At 52.4% G+C, this 22,365-nt stretch carries 20 protein-coding genes; 7 read left to right on the forward strand and 13 right to left on the reverse strand.

Translation table 11 applies throughout. The features are described from left to right. Positions 1–90: 90 nt before the first annotated feature. On the reverse strand, positions 91–792 hold the full coding sequence (araD, locus tag EM595_RS09595) for an L-ribulose-5-phosphate 4-epimerase (protein WP_067430958.1): 702 nt from the start codon (positions 790–792) through the stop codon (positions 91–93). 319 nt (positions 793–1,111) lie between these two features. Here araD and osmB point away from each other — a divergent pair, with 319 nt between their 5' ends. Then, positions 1,112–1,330, forward strand: coding sequence for an osmotically-inducible lipoprotein OsmB (gene osmB, locus EM595_RS09600; protein WP_067430959.1), 219 nt, complete (start codon positions 1,112–1,114; stop codon positions 1,328–1,330). A 69-nt stretch (positions 1,331–1,399) separates the two neighbouring features. Here osmB and yciH read toward each other — a convergent pair whose 3' ends face one another. From yciH to pgpB, 5 genes are all read right to left on the reverse strand, one after another. After that, on the reverse strand, positions 1,400–1,723 hold the full coding sequence (gene yciH / locus EM595_RS09605; protein WP_067430964.1) for a stress response translation initiation inhibitor YciH: 324 nt from the start codon (positions 1,721–1,723) through the stop codon (positions 1,400–1,402). Further along, positions 1,720–2,439 carry an orotidine-5'-phosphate decarboxylase gene (gene pyrF / locus EM595_RS09610; protein ID WP_067430967.1) on the reverse strand — a complete coding sequence of 240 codons (720 nt, stop codon included), beginning with the start codon at positions 2,437–2,439 and terminating at the stop codon, positions 1,720–1,722. The genes yciH and pyrF overlap by 4 nt, the downstream gene beginning before the upstream one ends. Before the next feature lie 208 nt (positions 2,440–2,647). Next, complete coding sequence (gene lapB, locus EM595_RS09615; protein ID WP_067430968.1) at positions 2,648–3,817, reverse strand: lipopolysaccharide assembly protein LapB; 1,170 nt, start codon at positions 3,815–3,817, stop codon at positions 2,648–2,650. Between the two features lie 6 nt (positions 3,818–3,823). Beyond that, on the reverse strand, positions 3,824–4,135 hold the full coding sequence (locus tag EM595_RS09620; protein ID WP_067430972.1) for a LapA family protein: 312 nt from the start codon (positions 4,133–4,135) through the stop codon (positions 3,824–3,826). A 138-nt stretch (positions 4,136–4,273) separates the two neighbouring features. Next, positions 4,274–5,041 carry a phosphatidylglycerophosphatase B gene (gene pgpB / locus EM595_RS09625; protein WP_067430976.1) on the reverse strand — a complete coding sequence of 256 codons (768 nt, stop codon included), beginning with the start codon at positions 5,039–5,041 and terminating at the stop codon, positions 4,274–4,276. Positions 5,042–5,268: 227 nt separating this feature from the next. Between pgpB and ribA the strand changes: the two genes are divergently transcribed. Then, positions 5,269–5,862, forward strand: a complete 594-nt coding sequence (gene ribA, locus EM595_RS09630) for a GTP cyclohydrolase II (protein WP_067430978.1) — start codon at positions 5,269–5,271, stop codon at positions 5,860–5,862. A 28-nt stretch (positions 5,863–5,890) separates the two neighbouring features. Here ribA and acnA read toward each other — a convergent pair whose 3' ends face one another. The 4 genes from acnA to topA form a co-directional block, all read right to left on the reverse strand. Further along, complete coding sequence (acnA, locus tag EM595_RS09635) at positions 5,891–8,575, reverse strand: aconitate hydratase AcnA (RefSeq protein WP_067430980.1); 2,685 nt, start codon at positions 8,573–8,575, stop codon at positions 5,891–5,893. 631 nt (positions 8,576–9,206) lie between these two features. Further along, positions 9,207–9,365, reverse strand: coding sequence for a YmiA family putative membrane protein (locus EM595_RS20650; RefSeq protein WP_071852506.1), 159 nt, complete (start codon positions 9,363–9,365; stop codon positions 9,207–9,209). A gap of 498 nt (positions 9,366–9,863) precedes the next feature. Continuing rightward, positions 9,864–10,838, reverse strand: a complete 975-nt coding sequence (cysB, locus tag EM595_RS09640; RefSeq protein WP_067430983.1) for an HTH-type transcriptional regulator CysB — start codon at positions 10,836–10,838, stop codon at positions 9,864–9,866. A 207-nt stretch (positions 10,839–11,045) separates the two neighbouring features. Beyond that, a complete protein-coding gene (gene topA / locus EM595_RS09645; protein WP_067430985.1) occupies positions 11,046–13,643 on the reverse strand; it encodes a type I DNA topoisomerase in 2,598 nt (865 codons plus the stop codon). Positions 13,644–13,988: 345 nt separating this feature from the next. Between topA and EM595_RS09650 the strand changes: the two genes are divergently transcribed. Further along, positions 13,989–14,237 (forward strand): DUF2498 family protein, encoded by a 249-nt coding sequence (locus EM595_RS09650; protein WP_067430996.1) that lies wholly within the window; start codon positions 13,989–13,991, stop codon positions 14,235–14,237. 28 nt (positions 14,238–14,265) lie between these two features. Here the strand turns inward: EM595_RS09650 and sohB are convergent, their stop codons facing one another. Then, the gene (gene sohB, locus EM595_RS09655) at positions 14,266–15,315 is read right to left on the reverse strand and encodes a protease SohB (RefSeq protein WP_067430997.1); all 1,050 of its coding nucleotides are present in this window, start codon (positions 15,313–15,315) and stop codon (positions 14,266–14,268) included. A gap of 162 nt (positions 15,316–15,477) precedes the next feature. On the opposite strand from sohB, the gene EM595_RS09660 reads away from it, so the two are divergent. Both EM595_RS09660 and cobO read left to right on the forward strand, forming a co-directional pair. Further along, positions 15,478–16,239 carry a YciK family oxidoreductase gene (locus tag EM595_RS09660; protein ID WP_067430998.1) on the forward strand — a complete coding sequence of 254 codons (762 nt, stop codon included), beginning with the start codon at positions 15,478–15,480 and terminating at the stop codon, positions 16,237–16,239. After that, complete coding sequence (gene cobO / locus EM595_RS09665) at positions 16,239–16,832, forward strand: cob(I)yrinic acid a,c-diamide adenosyltransferase (RefSeq protein ID WP_067430999.1); 594 nt, start codon at positions 16,239–16,241, stop codon at positions 16,830–16,832. The genes EM595_RS09660 and cobO overlap by 1 nt, the downstream gene beginning before the upstream one ends. Before the next feature lie 30 nt (positions 16,833–16,862). Here the strand turns inward: cobO and rluB are convergent, their stop codons facing one another. After that, on the reverse strand, positions 16,863–17,741 hold the full coding sequence (gene rluB, locus EM595_RS09670; protein ID WP_067431002.1) for a 23S rRNA pseudouridine(2605) synthase RluB: 879 nt from the start codon (positions 17,739–17,741) through the stop codon (positions 16,863–16,865). A gap of 464 nt (positions 17,742–18,205) precedes the next feature. Between rluB and EM595_RS09675 the strand changes: the two genes are divergently transcribed. Further along, entirely contained in the window at positions 18,206–20,515 is a 2,310-nt protein-coding gene (locus EM595_RS09675) for an autotransporter outer membrane beta-barrel domain-containing protein (protein WP_082691656.1), read from the forward strand. Between the two features lie 532 nt (positions 20,516–21,047). Continuing rightward, a complete protein-coding gene (locus tag EM595_RS09680; RefSeq protein ID WP_067431009.1) occupies positions 21,048–21,677 on the forward strand; it encodes a S1 family peptidase in 630 nt (209 codons plus the stop codon). 60 nt (positions 21,678–21,737) lie between these two features. On the opposite strand, the gene EM595_RS09685 is transcribed toward EM595_RS09680, so the two are convergent. Then, the gene (locus tag EM595_RS09685) at positions 21,738–22,358 is read right to left on the reverse strand and encodes an L-threonylcarbamoyladenylate synthase (RefSeq protein ID WP_067431012.1); all 621 of its coding nucleotides are present in this window, start codon (positions 22,356–22,358) and stop codon (positions 21,738–21,740) included. Positions 22,359–22,365: the final 7 nt, after the last annotated feature.

Below are 22,365 nucleotides of genomic sequence, written 5' to 3' on the forward strand. Positions count from 1 at the left end.
ATAGCGGAATAGTCACGCTGCAAAAGTGATCTGGTCGATATTTTTAAAACAACGTTTCATTTTTATAGATCTGCCATTTTGAAAGGCAAATCACTCCTTTTGACCGTACCAGGCATCTTTGCCGTGCTTGCGCAAATAGTGCTTATCCAGCAGTGCCGGATTGATGGCGGGCAGCTGCGGCGTCAGTTGCTGGCTGAACAGAGCCATGTAGGCCACCTCTTCCAGCACTACCGCGCTATGCACCGCATCCTGCGCACTTTTTCCCCAGGCAAAAGGCCCGTGTGAATTGACCAGCACAGCGGGAATCGCCAGCGGATCGATCTGCCGTTCGCGCAGCGTCTCAATGATCACCTGCCCGGTTTGCCACTCATAGCGCTCAATGATTTCATCATCACGCATGGCACGTGAACAGGGAATGGTGCCGTAAAAATCATCGGCGTGCGTGGTGCCCCAGGCAGGAATATCGCGTCCGGCCTGTGCCCAGATGGTCGCATGTCGGGAATGGGTATGGACAATTCCGCCTGCTTCTGGCCAGGCCAGATAGAGTGCACGATGGGTATCGGTATCAGAAGAAGGACGTTTTGTGCCCTCCACTACGCGGCCGGTTTCCACTTCAACCACCACCATGTCGGCTTCCGTCATCTCACTGTATTTCACACCAGAGGGTTTGATCACCATCAGCCCAGAGGCGCGGTCTATCTCGCTAACGTTACCCCAGGTAAAGGTCACCAGATTGTGCTCCGGTAAGGCCAGATTTGCCTCGAGCACCTGCTTTTTCAGTTGTTCCAGCATCCTGTTTCTCCTTGCAAATAAACAGCAACAGTGTTGCCTGAAGCGAGCCTGGAGAATATGGATTGACTGGCTGTAATGCCGTCGGAAAGTCGCTGATGAGAGGAAACTGTGATGGAAATTGAGAGTTTTTAACCTGTTCAGGCGAAACGGAAAACCTACAATACTCGGGTCAGCTACCTGTGCACAGGACATGACATTATCGCGTTATGCCTTGCTTATGCGCACATAATGAAAAATTATACACAGAGCGGAATAAGAGAAACAGAAGACCATCTATACTTGTGGTGTTGTCTCTGAGATCAATAACAAAGGAGTAGTGATGACAATCAATTTTAAACGCGTATCAGCGGTGGTTTTGGCCACCACGTTAGTCATTTCATTGAGCGGATGTTCTAACTGGTCAAAACGCGATCGCAACACCGCGATCGGCGCAGGCGCAGGTGCTATCGGCGGTTCTGTACTGACCAACGGCAGTGGCCTGGGCACCGTAGGTGGTGCAGCAGTAGGCGGCATTATCGGCCACCAGATCAGCCGCTAACGCACTTACCTGATACTTCACACAGCGTAATAACAATAAGCAAAAGGCCACTAATCAGTGGCCTTTTTTTTATCCGCCCGCCAGCTTAACCTTCAGCCCTTTCGCTTCCAGCAGGCTTTTCAACAGATCGCGCTTATCGCCCTGGATTTCGATGACGCCGTCTTTAATCGCGCCACCGCAGCCGCATTTCTTTTTCAGCTCGGCAGCCAGCGTGCTCAGCCCCGCATCATCCAGATCGAGGCCGGTGATCAAACAGACGCCCTTGCCCTTGCGTCCGCTGGTTTGCCGCTGAATACGCACAATACCGTCACCTTTGGGCCGCACCGGTGCTGCTTTTGGTGTATCGATACGGCCGCTGTCGGTTGAATATACCAGAGGATTGTCGCGACTCATTTTGCTTCCTGTAACGATGCCAGAATAGTGTTCAGTGTAGCGCCCGGATCGGTGGATTGGGTGATCGGGCGTCCAATGACCATGTAATCCACGCCGGCGCGCTGCGCATCCACCGGCGTCATGATGCGACGCTGATCGCCAGCCTCGCTGCCCGCTGGACGAATGCCTGGCGTTACCAGCCTGAATGCGCTGCCCAGCTCTGCTTTGAACGTTGCGGCTTCCTGCGCCGAGCACACCACGCCGTCCAGGCCATTCTGTTGTGCCAGCCGTGCCAGACGTCCGGCATATTCTGCCGGTGACGCCTGAATGCCCAGATCAAGCAGATCGCTGCTTTCCATGCTGGTGAGTACGGTAACGGCGATCAACAACGGCGCATCTTTGCCAAATGGCAGTAACGCCTCTTTGGCCGCCGTCATCATGCGCGCCCCGCCGCTGGCATGCACGTTGACCATCCAGACGCCAAGATCGGCCGCTGCGGCGACCGCGTGCGCGGTTGTATTGGGAATGTCATGAAATTTGAGGTCGAGGAAAATCTCGAAGCCACGCTGCTGCAGCGAGGTGACAAAGTCAGGGCCGAACCGGGTAAACATCTCTTTACCCACTTTCAGACGGCAACTGCGGGGATCGATGCCATCCACAAAGGCCAGCGCACGGTCGCGATCGGCATAATCGAGAGCGATCAGAATCGGTGAAGAGATCGGAGCAGGTGAAGTCATGAATTGTCCTTGGCTGAGCACCGGCGGGCGCATTGATAAACGGCAGCATTCTACCTGCGGTCACCGCCCTATGACAATGTTGCAACGGCCTGTCGCCATTGTTCTTTTGCCAGACTTTTAGATGACCTGTGCTCTGGGGTAAGGTTAACCTTGTATACATTATATAGTATGTTGTAACTAGCATCGACCATTAAAAAAATGGGCAGTATTATTGCCCATCCAGCCCGCGAATCGGTTTTACCGAGGACCATGCGCGGCACGAAGGACAGTGCCAGTAAAGCGCATGCGCGGTAAAACCGCATTTGTGACAGCGATAACGCGGCTTAGTGCGAATCTGTTCGCCAACCATATCGCGCAGCACCATCAGGCTCTCTTTCGCGCGACCATCTTCAGCTTCCTGCAGGTGAAAATCCATCAGACGATGGAAAACACGCATCGTGGGATGGCGTTGCAACTGGCGGTTTACATAAGCTTCGGCGGTTTCCGCGCCTTCCTGTGCTTCCATGATGTCCGCCAGATAAAGTTCGGCTGCTGCACCGGTGTTCTCTTCCACGCAGCGCTGCAGATATTCCGCCCACTGATCGGTACGTTGCAGATGACCATAACAGGTTTCCAGCATCGGCAGCGTTTCGCTCACCAGCTCTTTGTCCTGCTCAATCACGCGCTGCAGAAAACCGGTGGCTTTGGCAAACTCTTCCTGCGCCATCAGAATACGGCCCATCATAATGGACACGCGCGCGCTCTGCCGATCGGCCGCCTCGCCCTTTTTCAACAGGCTCATCGCCCGTTCAAGATCGTCACTGCCCATCGCCTGCAGCGCCAGCTCGCAGTAAAAGTGCGCAATCTCCATCTTCTGCTTATCTTTACCGAGCTTGACCAGCCGCTCAGCGACGTCAATTGCCTGCTGCCATTCGCTGGTTGCCTGATGAATCAGCAGCAGCTGTTGCAGGGCGCTGACGCGAAACTCAGTTTCATCGGTCAACTGGGTAAACATATCTTCCGCGCGGTCATACATACCGGCGGCCATGTAGTCGCGGCCCAGCTGCTGCACTGCCAGCAAGCGCTGATCGTAGTTCAGCGAGGCGCTTTCCATTAAAGACTGGTGAATGCGGATGGCGCGATCCACTTCGCCGCGTGAACGAAAAAGATTGCCCAGCGTCAGGTGCGCTTCCACGGTGCCGCTGTCCTCTTTCAACATATCGAGAAACAGATCGACCGCTTTGTCCTGCTGATTTGAGAGCAGGAAGTTAACCCCCGTCACGTAATCCCGCGACAGGCGGCTCGCTTCCTGTTGCTTATCCTGCTGTGCGCTTCGTCTGCCCATATACCATCCGTAAGCAGCGGCAACGGGAAGGAGCAGGAATAGCAATTCCAACATAAGAGGTTATTCCTTGACCACAACACTGCGCGAGGCGGCAGATTTCGATTCATTCTGCTGGCTGATCTGCTGTTGCAGACGTTTTAGCTTACGTTGTGTGTGGCCCAACGAGACGCGCACGCGCAGCCAGAACAGGCCGCATATCGCCCAGCCAAGCAGGAAGCCCGCGGCAAACAAGGTCGCCAGAAGCGTGGAGATGCTGAACTGTCCTTGTGCGAGCAGGTAGTTAAAGGTGACCACCTGATCGTTATGTGCGCCAAGCGTGACGGAAATGATAAAAATGACCAGCACGACTAAAAAAATCAGCAAATATTTCACGTTTCTTCCCGTATGGAATGGTAACTAAAAGAATTATGCCAAAAAAGCGCGGCGGATGCTGCAACGTCATCATCAGCAGCGCGCGCTTTTCCTCTCCTGGCTGCCTGAATTATTTGGGGGCGAAATGTGTCAATGCAATCACCTGCCCTGCTCTTCCCGCTGATTTATCTCCTGCGACTCTTCAACCGGCACGGTAAGCGGGCCACACACTCTTTGCGCCAACCACACGGCGAGGGTAACCAGCAACCAGCTTATCAGCGTGGCCACGATCAAATCACGCGGCCAGTGCATGCCGAGCAGCATACGGCTGACCATCACGCCAGTAGCCCACAGCAGTAGCACCACGATGGTCAGGGTACGGCGGCGCGGCCACAGTAGACCTACACCCAATAATGCCCAGCTGGCGGCAAACAGGGTATGACCGGATGGAAAAGCAAAGCCGGTTTCAAACGCCCAGTGCCGTTTTAGCCATCCCGGAACCTGTTGTTCGTCCTGCAACAGGTTAGTGACCATTTCGCCACGCGCCTTACGCTTGAGCTGATAGAACGTCTCTTCATTGACGCCGTGCGTTTTTTCCAGCCAGAGTACGTAGGGCCGCGGTTCCTGCACGCGCTCTTTAATGAAAGATTTGGTGTACTGGCCCGCCATAATGGCCGCAAGCATAATAGCGACAAGGAAAAGCGCGGGTTTAAGGCGAAAGCGCAAACACCATAAAAACCAAGCGGTCAGCAGGATAAAAGTGATGATGCCCCAGGGACGAGTCACGGTTTCAGTCATCCAGAACAGGCCTTTCAACCACAAGGTATTCTGCCCCGGCTGCCATTGCCAACCTGACAGCCATACCACCAGCGGTATGATCAGCAACAGTAATGCGCCCAAAGCGGTTCGCCTGGCGATGTCAAACATCCGAGCTCCTTGGTGATGGCAAAAAATCTGCAAAGCAATACAATAGCTTAAAAAATAATAACATAACGATTACTACTTGGATAATTGTGCTTTATCACTACAATCGCTGATACAGGTTACCCCTTACAATAGTGGTTATGGCAAAATAGCCGCCATCATTCAGGTCAGTCGGGCCTGCAAGCGTTACCATTATGATAGCGCAACAGATCAAGGTTCTGGAGAGTTACATGCAGCTGAAACGGGTGGCAGAAGCCAAACTGCCAACGCCATGGGGAGATTTCCTGATGGTGGGATTTGAAGAACTGGCCACCGGGCACGACCATGTTGCCCTGATTTATGGCGATATCAACGACAATGAGCCAGTGCTGGCGCGAATTCATTCAGAGTGTCTCACCGGTGATGCGCTGTTCAGCTTGCGCTGTGACTGCGGCTTTCAGCTGGAAGCCGCGCTGACCGCCATCGCTGAAGAGGGTCGCGGTGCGCTGCTTTATCATCGTCAGGAGGGTCGCAATATTGGCTTGTTAAACAAGATTCGCGCCTATGCGTTGCAGGATAAGGGTTACGACACGGTTGAGGCTAACCATCAGCTCGGCTTCGCTGCCGATGAGCGTGATTTCACCCTCTGCGCCGATATGTTTAAGCTGTTGGGCGTCAATGAAGTCCGTCTGCTGACTAACAACCCACGCAAGGTTGAGATCCTCAGCGAAGCGGGCATCAATATTGTCGAGCGCGTGCCGCTGATAGTGGGGAGAAATCCTAAGAATGCCCATTATCTCGATACCAAAGCTGAGAAAATGGGCCATTTGTTGCCTAAAGGATAAGAGGAAAAAGGCCGTTACCGGCCTTTTTTTAGCTCTTCAACATGTTCCTGATAACAAAATGCAGGATGCCATCGTTGCGGTAATAGGTCAGTTCATTACCGGTATCAATGCGACAACGCGTCACCAGTTCCTCTTTGCTGCCATCGGAACGCGTTAAGGTCACGCGCACCGTACAGCCTGGCTGCAAATCTTCCAAATCTTCCACGTCAATCAGCTCTTCCCCGGTGAGATTAAGGGTTTTACGCGTGACGTCTTGCGGAAACTCCAGCGGTAAAATCCCCATGCCAATCAGGTTTGAGCGGTGAATACGCTCGAAAGACTCAGCGATTACTACGCGAACGCCCTGCAATCGTGGCCCTTTTGCCGCCCAGTCACGGCTGGACCCTGAGCCGTACTCTTTGCCGGCTATGATCGCCAGCGGCACGTTCTCCTGCTGATATTTCATTGCGGCATCGTAAATCGCCATCTGCTCGCCGCTGGGGTAATGCTTGGTTATCCCCCCTTCCACGCCCGGCACCATCTCATTGCGAATACGAATATTGGCAAAGGTGCCACGCATCATGACTTCATGGTTACCGCGGCGTGAACCGTAAGAGTTAAAGTCATTGCGCTCGACGCCATGCTGTTGCAGATAGCGTCCCGCCGGACTTTCGGCTTTGATGCTGCCCGCAGGTGAAATATGGTCAGTGGTCACCGAATCGCCGAGCATAGCCAGAATCCGGGCGCCGCGAATATCTTTCACCGGTTTAGGCTCCGCTTCCATATCGTCAAAGAACGGCGACAGACGGATGTAGGTTGATCCTTCATCCCAGTCATAGGTTGCCGCCTCGCTGACCTTGATCTCCTGCCATTCCGGCGTGCCGTCGAACACTTCGGCATACTCTTTGTGGAACATGTCCACCGAAACCTGCTGCACCGCTTCCGCAATCTCTTCCGGCGTCGGCCAGAGATCTTTCAGATAAACCGGCTTGCCGCTGAGATCGTTACCCAGCGGTTCAGTTTGCAGGTTGATGTGCATATTGCCTGCCAGCGCATAAGCCACAACCAGCGGCGGTGAAGCGAGCCAGTTGGTTTTGATCAGTGGATGAATTCGCCCTTCAAAGTTGCGGTTGCCTGAGAGCACGGCCGCAACGGTGAGATCACCTTCTTTGATGCCGTTTTCAATGGCGTCCGGCAGCGGCCCGGAGTTACCGATACAGGTGGTGCAGCCGTAGCCAACCAGATTAAAACCAAGCTTATCGAGATGCGGCGTCAACCGGGCTTTGGCAAGATAATCAGAGACCACTTTCGAACCCGGCGCCAACGACGCCTTCACCCACGGCTTACGCCGCAGTCCCAGTGTGACCGCTTTTTTCGCTACCAGGCCCGCCGCCATTAACACACTGGGGTTGGATGTGTTGGTACAGGAGGTAATGGCGGCAATCACTACCGCGCCATCCTCCAGCTCATATTCGTGTCCGCTTTCACTGTCGGACCATTTCACCGTCTTGTGGGCTTTCTGGGCACGGTTAACTTCCAGTTCGTTGCTGGCGTTGAACGCATTAGGCACATCGCCCAGCGATACGCGGTCCTGCGGACGTTTTGGTCCGGCAATACTGGATTCAACATCGTGCATATCCAGCGACAATGAGCTGGTAAAGACCGGCTCGTCGCCTGGATTACGCCACAGGCCCTGCGCTTTGGCATAGGCTTCCACCAGCGCTACCTGTTCATCGCTACGGCCTGTCAGACGTAAATAGCCCACCATTACCTCGTCGACCGGGAAAAAGCCGCAGGTTGCGCCATATTCAGGGGCCATATTGGCGATGGTGGCACGATCGGCCAGCGGCAGATCGGCCAAGCCGTCCCCGTAAAACTCAACAAATTTTCCTACCACGCCATGCTTGCGCAGCATCTGCGTAACCGTTAATACCAGGTCGGTCGCGGTAATACCCGGCTGTAGCTTACCGGTGAGTTTAAAGCCAACCACATCCGGAATGAGCATGGAGACCGGCTGACCGAGCATTGCTGCCTCAGCTTCGATGCCGCCTACGCCCCAGCCAAGCACGCCGAGCGCGTTGATCATCGTTGTGTGGGAATCAGTACCTACCAGCGTATCCGGCCAGGCGTAATGTTCGCCATCGCGCTCTTCCTGCCAGATAGCTTTACCGAGATACTCCAGATTGACCTGATGGCAGATGCCGGTGCCCGGCGGCACGACCCGAAACTGATTAAAGGCTTTTTGTCCCCAGCGCAAAAACACATAGCGCTCGTGGTTACGCTCCATTTCCAGGCGCACGTTCTCTTCGAACGCATCGTCATTGCCAAAATGGTCGACGGTCACCGAGTGGTCAATGACCAGATCGACCGGGGAGAGCGGATTGACCTTCGCCACGTCGCCGCCCAGCCGGTTAACGGCTTCACGCATTGCCGCCAGATCAACCACCGCCGGAACGCCGGTAAAATCCTGCATTAACACACGTGCCGGGCGATAAGCAATCTCTCGATCGGCATGAGCGGTCTGCTGCCAGTCTGCCAGCGCCTGAATATCTTCAGCCGTAACGGAATCGCCGTCCTGCCAACGCAGCAGATTTTCAAGCAGGACCTTGAGGGATTTGGGCAGACGATCAACATTGCCCAGCTGTTCAGCAGCACGCGGCAGGCTAAAGTAATGGTAAGACTTACCTTCCACATCCAGCCTGTCCTGACTTATTTCGTGTAGGGATAACGACATAGCTCCTCCATATTATTGTACGAGCGTTCACCCTAAAGGCTCAGGGCATACAATAAAGATAGTCCACACAGTCATTAACGTTTTGATAACAACAAAAATTGACACTTTTAAATAAAACGATAGAAACAAAAACGCCCCGCGAATAACTCGCAGGGCGTTTGTTAAAATTTGTGTTAATTACATTACCAGAACTGCAGCGCCGCTCCAGAATGCACAAGACAGGGCCCAGGCGCTATACCACGTAATTTTAGTAAGATTCATATATAACTCGCTCAGGCCGGAATACGGCCAATAAAAAACGCACATTCAGAATCAAGCAGTTAGCGCCGATCCAACCGATTTTTAGAGACCCAGAAGTGTTGATGTTTATGGACATCAAACGCTATAAGCGAAAACAATATTACTTAAATCAAATTAACCACATTGCGCAGTTAGCTTTACGGCAAATATAACAAACAGCTTATTTTACTTTCTCATCGAACATCGATTCGATGAAATTTCTCTGCTTCTCGTTCAGGTTCCATGATGGGGGTATATTCACTGTGTCCGCATCCCTGGCTTTGCAGTAGGGAGAGGCTTCAACATTGCGCGCCTGCTTCGGTTTGTGACTCAGCGTATGTCCCAACATGATTTACCCCCAGAAGCGCCAAATCATTACTGCAATCCCCACCCAGAACAGGGCAGACACAGCAAAAACGGATAACCATGCGTTGCGGCGGGTGTTACCACTACGCTCGACCTTAGTGCTTTTTGCCCGGAAGCCGGGTTGTACAGTTATTCTGGTAGCCATAGTTTTTGATAATCACTCTCAATGAAACGATTGTTAGGACCGATGAAGAATTAGGACGAATCCTAAACTCTTACCCAATTAAAATCCAGCTATTTTTATTGAACACAACGATTAACGTTATTAATCAAATTGGCAATTATCGTTCAGTAAACTGCTGCTCTTTAACTGCGACATAATTGCTCCGTAACTTAAATTAAAATAATCGGCACAAAAATCAGATCCATCTATTAATAGAGCCACCCGGTTGCATTAGCGGTGCAGCTGACCTAAGCCACATCGGATAACTGGAGTATGAGATTTATCCTGGCTTTCTGCAAAACAGAACATAGGAAAATGTGCTGCATTTCTCATTTAAGAAACAACAATGAATAAACCTGTGAGCCATGTTTCATTTACAATAAATTAATAAAACAGATGTGAAAATGGGGCTTTAGGACCAACCAGACATAAAAAAAGCCGCATAAGCGGCTGAGAAAAGAAGGAAATGCTGGCTAAACTCTATTTGACAGGCAATTTTATATCTTTGAACATGGCTTCAATGTCATCGTTAGATCGTAATGCCACGGCGGTATCCACGACGTCTCGCGTCAGGTGTGGCGCAAAACGTTGAATAAAATCATACATATAGCTTCTAAGGAATGTGCTACGGCGAAAGCCAATTTTGGTCGTGCTATAGGTAAAAGTATCTGTCGCTTCTATGCGGATTAAGTCAGGGTCTGCAACAGGATCGACTGCCATGCTGGCAATAACCCCTACTCCCAGCCCTAAACGCACGTAAGTTTTGATCACGTCAGCATCGGTGGCGGTAAAAATTATTTTCGGCGTCAGGCCAGCGCGATTGAAAGCAGTATCCAGTTCAGATCGTCCGGTAAAGCCGAAGGTGTAGGTTACCAACGGATATTCAGCCAACTCCTCAATCGATACTTTGCTTTTCGCCGCCAGTGGATGGTCCGGGGTGACCACGATAGCGCGGTTCCAGTGATAGCAAGGCAGCATGATTAAATCGTCATACAGGTGCAGCGCTTCGGTGGCGATAGCAAAATCGGCATTCCCCTTGGATACCGCCTCTGCAATCTGCGTAGGCGAGCCCTGATGCATATGCAATGAGACACGCGGATAGCGCTCGATAAAGCCCTTAATGACGTTTGGCAGTGCATAGCGCGCCTGAGTATGTGTGGTGGCGACGTATAGCGATCCCTTATCCGGCCAGGTGTGCTCGCCTGCTACCGACTTAATCGCCTCAACCTTTGACAACACTTCACGGGCGATGCGGATAATCTCTTCACCGGCCGGTGTAACCTGCGTCAGGTGTTTGCCACTGCGCGCAAATATTTGAATGCCAAGCTCGTCTTCCAGCATGCGCACTTGTTTACTGATGCCCGGCTGCGAGGTGTAAAGCCCTTCAGCGGTAGAGGAAACGTTAAGATTGTGGTTAACGACTTCGACGATATAACGCAGCTGTTGCAGTTTCATAATGGTGTTCCCGGTTAGCGTCCAGTGCACGCCCTCTTTCCGTTCGTGAAATGATGCAGGCGACGGGTAAAGGTCAGGCAAAATGGTGGGGTTTTACTATAACAACTATATCATTTTACGTTTGGATGTAGAGGATATTGTTATAAGCAGCGCCATAAAAAAAGGCCAGCAAAGCTGACCTTTTCATTAGCGAACGTTAAGCGGGGGCTACTTTTTCGCTTCCTGCCATTTGCCATCAACAAAAAAAGCTGACCAGCCGGTGGCTTTTCCCTCTTTTTCTGAGCTGACATACTGCTGTTTTGTCTTACGACTGAAGCGAACGACCGTCTTATTCCCCTCTTTGTCGGCTACAGGCGCATCGGCCAGGTAGCGCAATTTCTCAGGCAGACGATCTTTAAAGCGTTGCAGCTCTTCCACCAGCGGCGCACGGGTTTCGCGCGATTTCGGGAAGGTGTTAGCGGCAAGGAACACGCCTGCCGCGCCGTCACGCAGCACGAAGTAGGCATCGGACTTCTCACACGCCAACTCAGGCAGCGGTACCGGATCTTCTTTTGGTGGCGCAACGTCGCCATTACGCAGAATTTTACGCGTGTTTTTGCACTCTTCGTTGGTGCAGGCCATGTATTTACCGAAACGACCCATCTTCAGGTGCATCTCAGAACCACATTTTTCACATTCTACGATAGGGCCGTCGTAGCCCTTGATGCGAAACTCGCCCTGCTCAATTTCGTAGCCATCACAGCCGGGATTGTTACCACAGACGTGCAGCTTGCGCTGGTTGTCGATCAGATAACTGTCCATGGCGGTGCCGCACTTCTCACAGCGGCGACGGGCACGTAACGCATTGGTTTCGGCATCGTCACCTTCAAGAATGTTCAGCACTTCATTTTCAGGAATCAGGTTAATCGTCTGCTTACAGCGCTCTTTAGGCGGTAACGCGTAACCTGAACATCCTAAAAACACGCCGGTGCTGGCGGTGCGAATACCCATTTGACGGCTACAGGTTGGGCAGTCAATAGTGGTCATCACCATCGCATTCGGCTGCATGCCGCCTTCTTCCGGATCTTTTTCAGCCTGCTCAAGCTGCTGGCTAAAATCGCTGAAAAAGCTGTCGAGCACCCCTTTCCATTTCGCTTCGTTGTTCGCGACCTGGTCAAGGCTGTTTTCCATATGCGCGGTAAAATCGTAGTTCATCAGCTCGCGGAAATTTGCTTCCAACCGATCGGTAACGATTTCACCCATTTTTTCCGCATAGAAACGGCGACTTTCAACGCGCACATAACCGCGATCCTGAATAGTCGAAATAATTGACGCATAGGTTGACGGTCGGCCAATGCCGCGCTTTTCCAGTTCACGCACCAGTGAGGCTTCGCTGAAGCGCGCCGGCGGCTTGGTAAAGTGCTGACTTGGCGTCAACTGCACCAGCGTGAGATCGTCACCGACGTTGACCGGCGGCAGGGTGCGATCTTCATCGCCTTTGCGCAGCGCTGGCATCACTTTGGTCCAGCCGTCAAAACGCAGCGTACGGCCTTTCGCTTTCAGTCTGAAATCACCAGCATTGACGGTCAGCGTCGTTGAATCGTACTGCGCAGGCATCATCTGACAGGCAACAAACTGGCGCCAGATCAGCTGATAAAGCTTCTGCGCATCCGCTTCCATGTCCTTCAGGCTTTCCGCCAGCACGTTGACATCAGAAGGACGAATCGCTTCGTGTGCCTCCTGCGAATTGTCTTTGCTGGCGTACTGATTTGCTGCTTCCGGCAGATACTTTTTACCGAACTCGCCGCCGATATAGTCGCGTACCATGCTTACCGCATCCTGACTCAGATTGGTTGAGTCAGTACGCATATAGGTGATGTGACCCGCTTCATACAGCCGTTGGGCCATCATCATGGTTTTTTTGACGCCAAAACTCAGGCGGGTACTGGCGGCCTGCTGCAGCGTCGAGGTAATAAAAGGTGCACCCGGTTTGCTGCTGGTCGGCTTATCTTCACGATCGGCAACGGTAAAGCGCGCTTTTTCCAGCAGGCTCAACGCCGCCTGGGTCTGCTCACCGTTTACCGGGCGAAATGCTTTGTCGCCCTGATGCGTGACCTGCATGGCCAGATCGCTGCCTTTTGGCGTGGTGAAATCAGCATCCAGCTCCCAGTACTCTTCGGGAACGAAGGCTTTGATCTCACGCTCACGTTCTACGACCAGACGTACCGCTACCGACTGAACGCGTCCCGCGGAGAGACCACGTGCGATTTTTTTCCACAGCAAAGGGGAAACCATGTAACCCACCACGCGATCCATAAAGCGTCGCGCCTGCTGTGCGTTAACCCGGTTAATGTTCAGTTCGCCCGGCTTTTCAAACGCCTGACGAATGGCATTTTTGGTGATCTCGTTAAAGACCACGCGACTGAAGCGGGAATCATCACCGCCAATCACTTCCCGCAGGTGCCACGCAATGGCTTCCCCTTCGCGGTCAAGGTCAGTTGCGAGATAGATGTGGTCAGCGTTTTCAGCCAGTGCTTTCAGCTCGGCAACCACTTTTTCTTTGCCCGGGAGAATTTGATAATCCGCTTCCCAGTCATGCCACGGGTCAACGCCCATGCGGTTGACCAGCGCCGCTTTCTCATCTTTCTTAACTTTTTTGGCAGGTTTACTGGTTGTAGAGTCAGCGCTCTTTTTAACTGTTGATCCACTGGTCGGCAAATCACGAATATGACCTACGCTGGATTTCACCACGAAGTCATTGCCGAGATATTTATTGATTGTTTTGGCTTTTGCCGGGGACTCAACGATTACCAGAGCTTTTCCCATAATTACCTTTACCTGAATATAACGTCTGACCGTAAATGAAATGAAAGGATGACGACCGGTTGCGGTACAGAGGAATCTGATGCCTCATCAGAACCACAACGAAATGTCTTTATCCAACCTACTGAAAAGGCATGCCTTTTAACAGCGATGCAACTCCAGCACAACAAAATTTACTGCCAGAACCTGAATCGCCCACACTCTACCTGATAAAATCTGTTACGCAACCTTATTAGCACTCAGGTTAAAATCGCGCCATAAACTGCGAAGCAGTAAACAGATTTGAGCGAGTGTAGCCCGGCCAGTAATATAGAAGGATTCTCTTCACTGTCAAAAAATGAGGCAATAATGATGCTGACTACAACCGCCCTTTCGCGTGAAGCATTACTGGAACGGGCAAATGCCATGCTTGAAGCGCACGACGATTATTTTCCTGGTGTGCAGGTTGATGGCGTAGAGCAAAAAGGCGACGTGCTGGTGTTCAACGGCAATTTTTGGCTGGATGAGCAGGGATTACCCACGGCAAAAAGCACGCGGGTATTTAATCTGTATAAATTTTTGGCAACCGAACTGTCGAAACAGTATCACCTGGCGTAATGTCCGGCGATAAACCGGGCAACATTGACTACAGCAGCGGTTTATCGCCGCGCTGCCACAGCTTCAGCAGCGAGCGTTCGGCGCTGGCGGCCGCGCTCTGCGTAAAGCGATCGAACATTTTTTTGCGGCGAGCATAGCGCACGCTCAACACGTCAAAACGCTCCAGTTGCGAGATGATCAGCGTATCGCTGGTGCCAATCTCATCAACCAGTCCCAGCTCAAGTGCCTGACGTCCAAACCAGTGTTCGCCGGTGGCGACCTGCTCAATATCCAGCGAAGGACGCATCTCATGCACAAAATCTTTAAACAGCAGATGCGTTTCGTTTAAATCCTCACGGAATTTTTCACGGCCTTCTTCGGTATTCTCACCAAACAGAGTCAGCGTGCGCTTATATTGCCCGGCGGTATGCAGCTCAACATCAATATTGTTACGTTTCAGCAGGCGGTTAAAGTTAGGCACCTGCGCCACCACACCAATTGAGCCGACAATCGCAAAAGGCGCGGCGACGATACGATCGGCCACGCAGGCCATCATGTAGCCGCCACTGGCCGCCACTTTATCCACCGCAGCGGTAAAGGTGATACCGCTGTCGCGCAAACGCTGCAGCTGCGATGCAGCCAGGCCATAACCGTGCACTACGCCGCCTGGGCTTTCCAGTCTGAGCAGCACTTCATCGCCGGGTACGGCAACGGCAAGAATGGCGGAAATCTCTTCGCGCAACGATGCCACTTCGCCGGCGTCTATGCTGCCCTTGAAATCGAGCACGTAGAGTGAAGGTTTGGTGCTGTCACGCTTAATGCCTTGTTTCGCGTTGCGCTTAGCCAGCTTGTTTTTTTCTTTCTCGCGCTTTTTATGCTCTTTCAGCCAGGTTTTTTGCTCCAGTGGCGGCAGTTTAGCCAGCGTCATCTCCTCTTTGACATGACGATAGTCATCGCCAATACGCACTACCTTCAGCTGTCCTGCCTGACCACGCTTACGCTGCGCCACGTTCACCAGAATAATGGCGATGGCCGCGATGGCGGCCACAATGGTGATGGTTTTCGCCAGAAACAGTCCATACCAGAAAAGTAATTCCATTCGTCCGCCCTGTTGCACATGTTGTTAATTGTCTCTCAGTTTATCACAGCGTGACCGCTTCACATCACGCGCCCTGTGCTGGTTTGCACTGCCTGGTTTTTTCAGGCATAAAGCGAACACCATGAACAATTGCACGTGACGGCAATCTGCCGAGGAGCCGCTATGGATTACCAACCGAAAAACAACCTGCTTGAAGGCCGCATTATTTTGGTGACCGGTGCCACTGACGGCATCGGTCGCGAGGCAGCACTGACTTATGCCCGCCATGGCGCCGAGGTTTTGCTTTTAGGGCGCAACAGTGAAAAGCTCAGCCAGGTCGCTGCAGAGGTCGCGACCATAACCCGCAAGCCCGGCAAAACGTTCGTGCTGGATATGAATAGCGCTACCCCCGCAACCTGCCAGACGCTGGCAGCGTCGATTGCCGCTGAGGTTCCTCGGCTGGATGGTCTGCTGCATAACGCTGGCGTGCTGGGCGACATTGCGCCAATGTCAGAGATTAAACCGCACGTCTGGCGCGAAGTAATGCAGGTTAACGTAGACGCCACTTTTTGGCTGACGCAGGCGCTGTTGCCATTACTGTTGAAATCGGCTGCCGGCTCGCTGGTGTTTACCACCTCAAGCGTTGGCCGTACCGGTCGCGCCGGATGGGGCAGCTATGCGGTTTCCAAGTTTGCTACCGAGGGCATGATGCAAGTGCTTGCCGATGAGTATAAAGATCGTCATTTACGGGTGAACTGCATCAATCCTGGCGGAACGCGTACCAAAATGCGCGCCAGCGCCTTCCCACAGGAAGACGCCAATAAGCTGAAAACGCCAGCTGATTTAATGCCGCTTTACCTCTATCTAATGGGCGACGACAGCCGCAACGAGAACGGTGTCAGCTTTGATGCTCAGCCGGGCCGCAAGCCAGGAGCTGCAGAATAATGGCCGCTGAAGATCGTCATCAACAGCGCCAGCAGCGGTTGAAAGATCAGGTTGACGCCCGCATCGCCGCGGCAACGGACATGCGCGGCATTGTGATGGTGTTCACCGGCAACGGCAAAGGCAAAACCACCGCGGCTTTCGGCACGGCTACGCGGGCGGTCGGTCATGGCAAGCGCGTCGGCGTGATTCAGTTTATCAAAGGCGAATGGCCAAACGGTGAACGCCAGCTGCTGGAGCCGCAGGGCGTGGAGTTTCAGGTGATGGCCACCGGTTTTACCTGGGAAACACAGAGCCGGGAAACGGACAGCGTCGCCTGCGCGGAAGTGTGGCAACATGGCCTGCGCATGCTGGCTGATGCGCGTCTCGATCTGGTGATTCTGGATGAGCTAACTTACATGGTGAGTTACGATTACTTGCCGCTGGACGCGCTGCTCACGGCATTACGGCAACGCCCCGCTCATCAGAGCGTGATCATTACCGGGCGCGGCTGCCATCGTGACATTTTGGAACTGGCGGATACAGTGACGGAGATGCGACCGGTCAAACATGCGTTTGATGCCGGCATTCAGGCACAGCAGGGAATTGACTGGTAAAAAAAAGGCGCCCCGAAGGCGCCTTTTTTGTTATCCGCGTTTGCTGTTGCTGTTAGTGCGACGCGAACCGCTGCTGACATTGCTGTGACGTTTCACCGCCCGGCGAATCTGGTTCGCCTTGGTGCGACGGCGATCTTTTTCTACCGCCACCTTGGTGACCGTTTCCGCAGGCAGATCCACCAGCTCGCGCAAATAGTTAATTGGCGGCAGCTCCAGTTCGGTCCAGCCACCGCGTGGCAGACCTTTTGGCAACGGAATATCGCCATAACGCACACGAATCAGACGGCTAACCTGTACACCCACGGCTTCCCACAGGCGGCGCACTTCACGGTTACGGCCTTCGGTCAATGTGACGTTGTACCACTGGTTGATGCCTTCACCGCCGGCAAACTTGATGGTTTTAAATGCTGCCGGACCATCTTCCAGTTGCACACCGCGGCTCAGCTGGCGAATTTTATCATCGTCAACCTGGCCAAAAACGCGTACCGCATATTCACGCTCAACTTCACGACTTGGGTGCATCAGGCGATTGGCCAGCTCACCATCGGTGGTGAACAGCAACAGACCACAGGTGTTAACATCGAGACGACCCACCGCTACCCACCGCGCGCCGCGCAGGCGTGGCAGGCGATCAAATACGGTTGGGCGACCTTCGGGATCGTTGCGCGTGCACAGCTCGCCTTCCGGCTTATAGTAAGCGAGCACACGGCACACTTCCGTGGCCGATTCGGTGATGGCAACAATGTGCCCATCAATACGGATTTTCATCGATTTGTCGACTTCAACGCGATCGCCGAGGGTGGCAATTTTGCCATCGACGCTGACGCGTCCGGCGCTGATCATCGTTTCAATTTCGCGTCGTGAGCCATGGCCCGCGCGCGCTAAAACTTTTTGTAACTTTTCGCTCATTGAGCTGCCTCGCTGTCGCCTTCACAGGCGTCGTGGAAAAAACATTCAGGCAATTTTGGTCATTCCGCAGGAATTAACGCCGGGGATTGCACACCGCACTCTGATCGCGGCGAATCGTCGCTCTGCGCAGAGGCGGCATATTCTATACCAGTTAACTGCATAAAGCTGTGAAATCTTCACCCCGTAGTTAACGTCTGCGTAACGGCTCGTACCGCATCAGTTTATTGATTTATTTACCGCGTAATTAACCGCACCGATTATTTTCGACAAATAAATATTATCGATAATTATCGATATAGTCTTATTTACAAGAATGCGTACTGCGCTAGGATTTGACTGGCAAATTAACACCAGGGAAATAGTCGTTACAGTAACCCGTAATATATAGCCAGCCCGCGCAGGCTGATTATCTGCACGCTTATTTTTTAATAATTATCTCACAACAGCAATTAAAAGGATTCAGGATGAACATGTTTTCCTGTTCGGCACTGCTACGCAAAGGAACGCTATTAGCTCTCTTTTTTACGCCCCCATCCATGGCGCTGATCGAAATACGTGACGGCTTTGTTTACGGTCCTTCTGCGCCCTATGATGACTATGTAAAATGGACCAACCCGGCGCTGCTCGATTTCCACTTTTCTCATATTCGTTCAATACGCAGCGTCGCGCCTGAAGGTGAACACGGCTCCGTCACCGTGTTTCTCAACGATACGTTAGTGTCAGGTGCGGATGGCACAGCCATCGATCTCACCGCTCAGGACCACAGTTTCCAGGTCGGCCCCTGGCTGGATGTTAACAACAGTACTGTAACCAGCAATCGCGACAGCGTGGTGAAATTAGACGAGCGCGGCATTATTCGCATGGACAATGGAAAAATCATTGCAGGGGAAAATGGCGAGCATGGTGTTGAATTACGCAGCGGATATATGACGTTAACCAATGGCAGTGAAATTATCGGCAACGATGTCGGTTTATTATGGGGAGGCGGCTATTTCCCAAACCAGACTAATACATCAATTGGTGTTGACAACGGATCGATTATCTCAGGACGGAATGGTCCGGCTGTACGCGTTGAGGATAATATAAAACAAATCAAATATCTCAACATGACGAATGACAGCAAATTAATCTCCGGCACCGACACGATTGTCGAAGCGGTGGGTGAAAATACCCTGCTTGATATTCTGTTCAGAAATACCACCATTGAAGGCGATGTGGTTGCCCGTAATGGTGCAGAAATGCTGTTGTGGCTCGATCGCAACGCAAATTTTACTGGCAATGTACGGAACGCCACGCACATGACTTTAAGTCGCAACAGCACCTGGTATCTACCTGCCGACAATGATTTACAACAGCTTGAACTGGATGCCGACAGCAAAATTGTGTTTGGTGACGGTTCCGCACCCCGTACCCTGACGGCCAACGACCTCTACGGTGGTGGCCATTTTTATATGAACGCCTGGACAGCCGACAACCGCAGCGATTTTCTGCGCATCAATAACCGCGCCACCGGCGACTATTATCTGCATTTCACGCATCAGGGCAGCGAGCCGGGTAAGAATAACCAGCCTCTTAATGTGGCGCATATCGCCGGAGGCGACGCCTCGTTTTATCTTCCGGGCGGCAGCGTTGATTTAGGCACCTGGCAATATACGCTGGTACAACAGGAGCAGGATTACTTCCTCTGCCAGAACAGCGCCACCTGCCTGACTGGCGAACCGGTTACTCCCGAAGAACCTGAGGAGCCGGGTAAGCCGGAAGAACCTGAGGAGCCAGGCAAGCCGGAAGAACCCGAGGAGCCGGTTAAACCGGTTGAACCAGAAAAGCCTGTCGATCCCTGCGCGCACGGCGGCTGTGTAACCACACCCTCTACCGATGCTCTGATTGCCATGGGTATCGCACCGCGAATGATCTTTAATGCGCATCTGCCCGCCTGGCGCACCCGCAGCGGTGACACCGGCGGTGTTAAGCGACAGCAGGAGCAGGTTAACGCTCGTTTCCTCGGCGGCACCCGTCGTTATCAGGGCGCGGCTAACAGCGAATGGAAAATGCAGAGCCGTGGCGTGGAAGTGGCGATCAATACACCCTTTGCTTTTGAAGGAGGAGAAGCTTATTTCGGGCCGGTTGCTACCTTCTCTTCGCAGACCCTTACCGATCGGCGTGGTGCAAACGGTCAGGTTGACAGCTGGGGTATTGGCCTGGAGGCCAGCTGGGTATTCGACAATGGCGCCTGGATCGACACGCTGCTGACCACCAGCCGATATGACCATCGGCTGGGTACCCGAATGAGCAGCGGCACAGAGGTAAGCGGAGAATGGGCTCGTCAGGGTTTTGGCGCCGCGCTGGAGTCAGGCTATCGCATTGCCACCACCGGTGCCGTGTGGCTCGAGCCCTATGCCCGGCTGACCGCCTTCACCGCTGACAGCAAAAATGTGGCGCTGGATAACGGCATGCGGGCGCATTTCAGTCGTGACCGTTCGCTAATGGGTGAAGCGGGCCTCTATGTAGGAGGAACGTTGCAGCTGGCTTCTCTACCGGTAACGCCCTGGCTTAAAGCGGCCATGAGTTATGAAACGCTAAAAGGCAAGGACACGGTGATCAACGATCGTTATCGCTTTGATAACGACTTTAGCGGCGCGTCTGCCACCTATGCCGCCGGCGTTTCATTAGCCGTGAGCGATACGACGCGTCTGTTCGGGGAAATTGGCGGTCAAAAAGGCGCCTCAATAACCGCTCCGCTTAACGCATCGCTTGGCGTGAACATCGCGTTTTAATCGCTCACTTGCCGTTTGGCGCAAGGTTTCACAGCCTGACGCTGAGCCACGCTTTCCTTCTGCCTGCGGCCTGAATGACTGTCAGCTCGCAGGCAGACCAGGATTTTCCTCATAAAACAAGGAATTGTAATATTAATCAGCAAAAGACACTGCAAAAAACAACCGTAAAAGCAGCTTATAACGCCTTAAGCTATATTCTCTGTTTTATCCTGACACCGGCAGGGAAATTTTCAGCTTAAGTAATTTCTGGATTAACTTAACTCTATATCATTAATATTATTTGATTCTTCTCCTTTTGAATTACGTTGTCGAATTAATTAATCAGTGTATTATTCAATCACTGATGCGCAAAGATTTAATGACTTAACTAAAATATAACCTTCGCATTATTAAAAAATTAAAATAACTCATTTTTAACAAAAAATATCATCTGCCGGACTGGATGAAATAATCTGCAATTGACTGCCCACTTAATATGCCATGAGTCTTCACCAGGGATTTTTCGGCATATAACACTAACGATGTGAACACCATGAAAACACTGCCATTATTGTCAGTAGTAGCTGCGCTATTACTCAGTGGCTGCTCAGTGGGAAAATATGAGTACAGCCGGGAAGCGATGGAACGCGTTGATATGAGCGTAACGGGTATACCGACCATTCTGGGCCTCGGCACAATGGGTACCAGCATACCGCTCACGCCTGAATACAGCCTGACCGCTGCGCACGTGGCGAAGTTCGCCGTGCAGCGCGTAAAGGCCTACCATCCCTATTGCGATCTGGCGATCATTTATCATAAAAACGATTTGAAAACGCTGCCCGCTTTTCGTGCCGGTAAGCCGGGTGACGCGGTCAAAATGTTTGGTTATAGCTTTTATTCTGCCATGCCGGTCGAATCCAGCGGCGTTAATTTAGCGCGCACCGGCATTCGCAATGAGTGGAATAAAAGTCCCTGCATTGCTATGGCGTCAAACGCTGGCGTGGTGCAGGGTATGTCCGGCGGCGCGGTATATAACAGCGATAACACCGTTGCGGGCGTGATTATTGGTTATTCACGTGAAATTAAAAGTCGTCGCCGCGATCAGCCAGTGCTGAAAGATGTCTCGCTCTATATTCCTTATAGCGACTTCTCGAAATGGCTGGCGCGCGAAACCACTTCCTGAATAATCATTAATACACCAAGCAGGCGCATTATTGTTTAAAAACAATAATGCGCCGCGTATTTATTCAAACGGTTTTGTCGGGCCTACGCCTTCGCGAATGATCTCCGGTGCGTCACCGGTGAGATCGATTACCGTGGTCGGATGCTGACCAATCGCCCCGCCATCGATAATTAAATCCACCACTTTGCCTATGCTGTGCTGAATATCTTCGGGATCGGACTCGGTAAAGTCATTGCCTGGCAACATTAACGAGGTCGACATCATCGGCTCGTTTAGCGCCTCCAGCAGCGCCAGAGCAATAGCGTTTGAAGGCACGCGTAATCCAATGGTTTTACGCTTGTCATTCATTAACCGCCGCGGCACCTCTTTCGTCGCCTTGAGGATAAAGGTATAGCTGCCCGGCGTATTATTTTTAATCAGTCTGAATGCGCTGTTATCAACATAGGCGTAGGTCGACAGCTCAGAGAGATCGCGACACATCAGGGTGAAGTGATGGTTACCATCCAGCTGGCGAATACGGCAGATACGCTCCATAGCATTTTTGTCTTCCAGACGGCAGCCCAGCGCGTAGCCGGAATCCGTTGGGTAGACGATCACGCCGCCTTTAGTGAGGTATTCCACCGCCTGTTTAATCAGACGTGGTTGGGGATTCTCTGGATGTACGGGAAAAAGTTGACTCATAATATCC

Source organism: Duffyella gerundensis (genome assembly GCF_001517405.1).
Classification (GTDB): Bacteria; Pseudomonadota; Gammaproteobacteria; order Enterobacterales; family Enterobacteriaceae; genus Duffyella; species Duffyella gerundensis.

Bases quoted from the DNA above. Each gene is read 5' to 3' on its own strand.
- araD (WP_067430958.1), bottom strand. From the start codon at position 792: ATGCTGGAACAACTGAAAAAGCAGGTGCTCGAGGCAAATCTGGCCTTA.
- osmB (WP_067430959.1), top strand. From the start codon at position 1,112: ATGACAATCAATTTTAAACGCGTATCAGCGGTGGTTTTGGCCACCACG.
- yciH (WP_067430964.1), bottom strand. From the start codon at position 1,723: ATGAGTCGCGACAATCCTCTGGTATATTCAACCGACAGCGGCCGTATC.
- pyrF (WP_067430967.1), bottom strand. From the start codon at position 2,439: ATGACTTCACCTGCTCCGATCTCTTCACCGATTCTGATCGCTCTCGAT.
- lapB (WP_067430968.1), bottom strand. From the start codon at position 3,817: ATGTTGGAATTGCTATTCCTGCTCCTTCCCGTTGCCGCTGCTTACGGA.
- pgpB (WP_067430976.1), bottom strand. From the start codon at position 5,041: ATGTTTGACATCGCCAGGCGAACCGCTTTGGGCGCATTACTGTTGCTG.
- ribA (WP_067430978.1), top strand. From the start codon at position 5,269: ATGCAGCTGAAACGGGTGGCAGAAGCCAAACTGCCAACGCCATGGGGA.
- acnA (WP_067430980.1), bottom strand. From the start codon at position 8,575: ATGTCGTTATCCCTACACGAAATAAGTCAGGACAGGCTGGATGTGGAA.
- EM595_RS20650 (WP_071852506.1), bottom strand. From the start codon at position 9,365: ATGGCTACCAGAATAACTGTACAACCCGGCTTCCGGGCAAAAAGCACT.
- cysB (WP_067430983.1), bottom strand. From the start codon at position 10,838: ATGAAACTGCAACAGCTGCGTTATATCGTCGAAGTCGTTAACCACAAT.
- topA (WP_067430985.1), bottom strand. From the start codon at position 13,643: ATGGGAAAAGCTCTGGTAATCGTTGAGTCCCCGGCAAAAGCCAAAACA.
- EM595_RS09650 (WP_067430996.1), top strand. From the start codon at position 13,989: ATGATGCTGACTACAACCGCCCTTTCGCGTGAAGCATTACTGGAACGG.
- sohB (WP_067430997.1), bottom strand. From the start codon at position 15,315: ATGGAATTACTTTTCTGGTATGGACTGTTTCTGGCGAAAACCATCACC.
- EM595_RS09660 (WP_067430998.1), top strand. From the start codon at position 15,478: ATGGATTACCAACCGAAAAACAACCTGCTTGAAGGCCGCATTATTTTG.
- cobO (WP_067430999.1), top strand. From the start codon at position 16,239: ATGGCCGCTGAAGATCGTCATCAACAGCGCCAGCAGCGGTTGAAAGAT.
- rluB (WP_067431002.1), bottom strand. From the start codon at position 17,741: ATGAGCGAAAAGTTACAAAAAGTTTTAGCGCGCGCGGGCCATGGCTCA.
- EM595_RS09675 (WP_082691656.1), top strand. From the start codon at position 18,206: ATGAACATGTTTTCCTGTTCGGCACTGCTACGCAAAGGAACGCTATTA.
- EM595_RS09680 (WP_067431009.1), top strand. From the start codon at position 21,048: ATGAAAACACTGCCATTATTGTCAGTAGTAGCTGCGCTATTACTCAGT.
- EM595_RS09685 (WP_067431012.1), bottom strand. From the start codon at position 22,358: ATGAGTCAACTTTTTCCCGTACATCCAGAGAATCCCCAACCACGTCTG.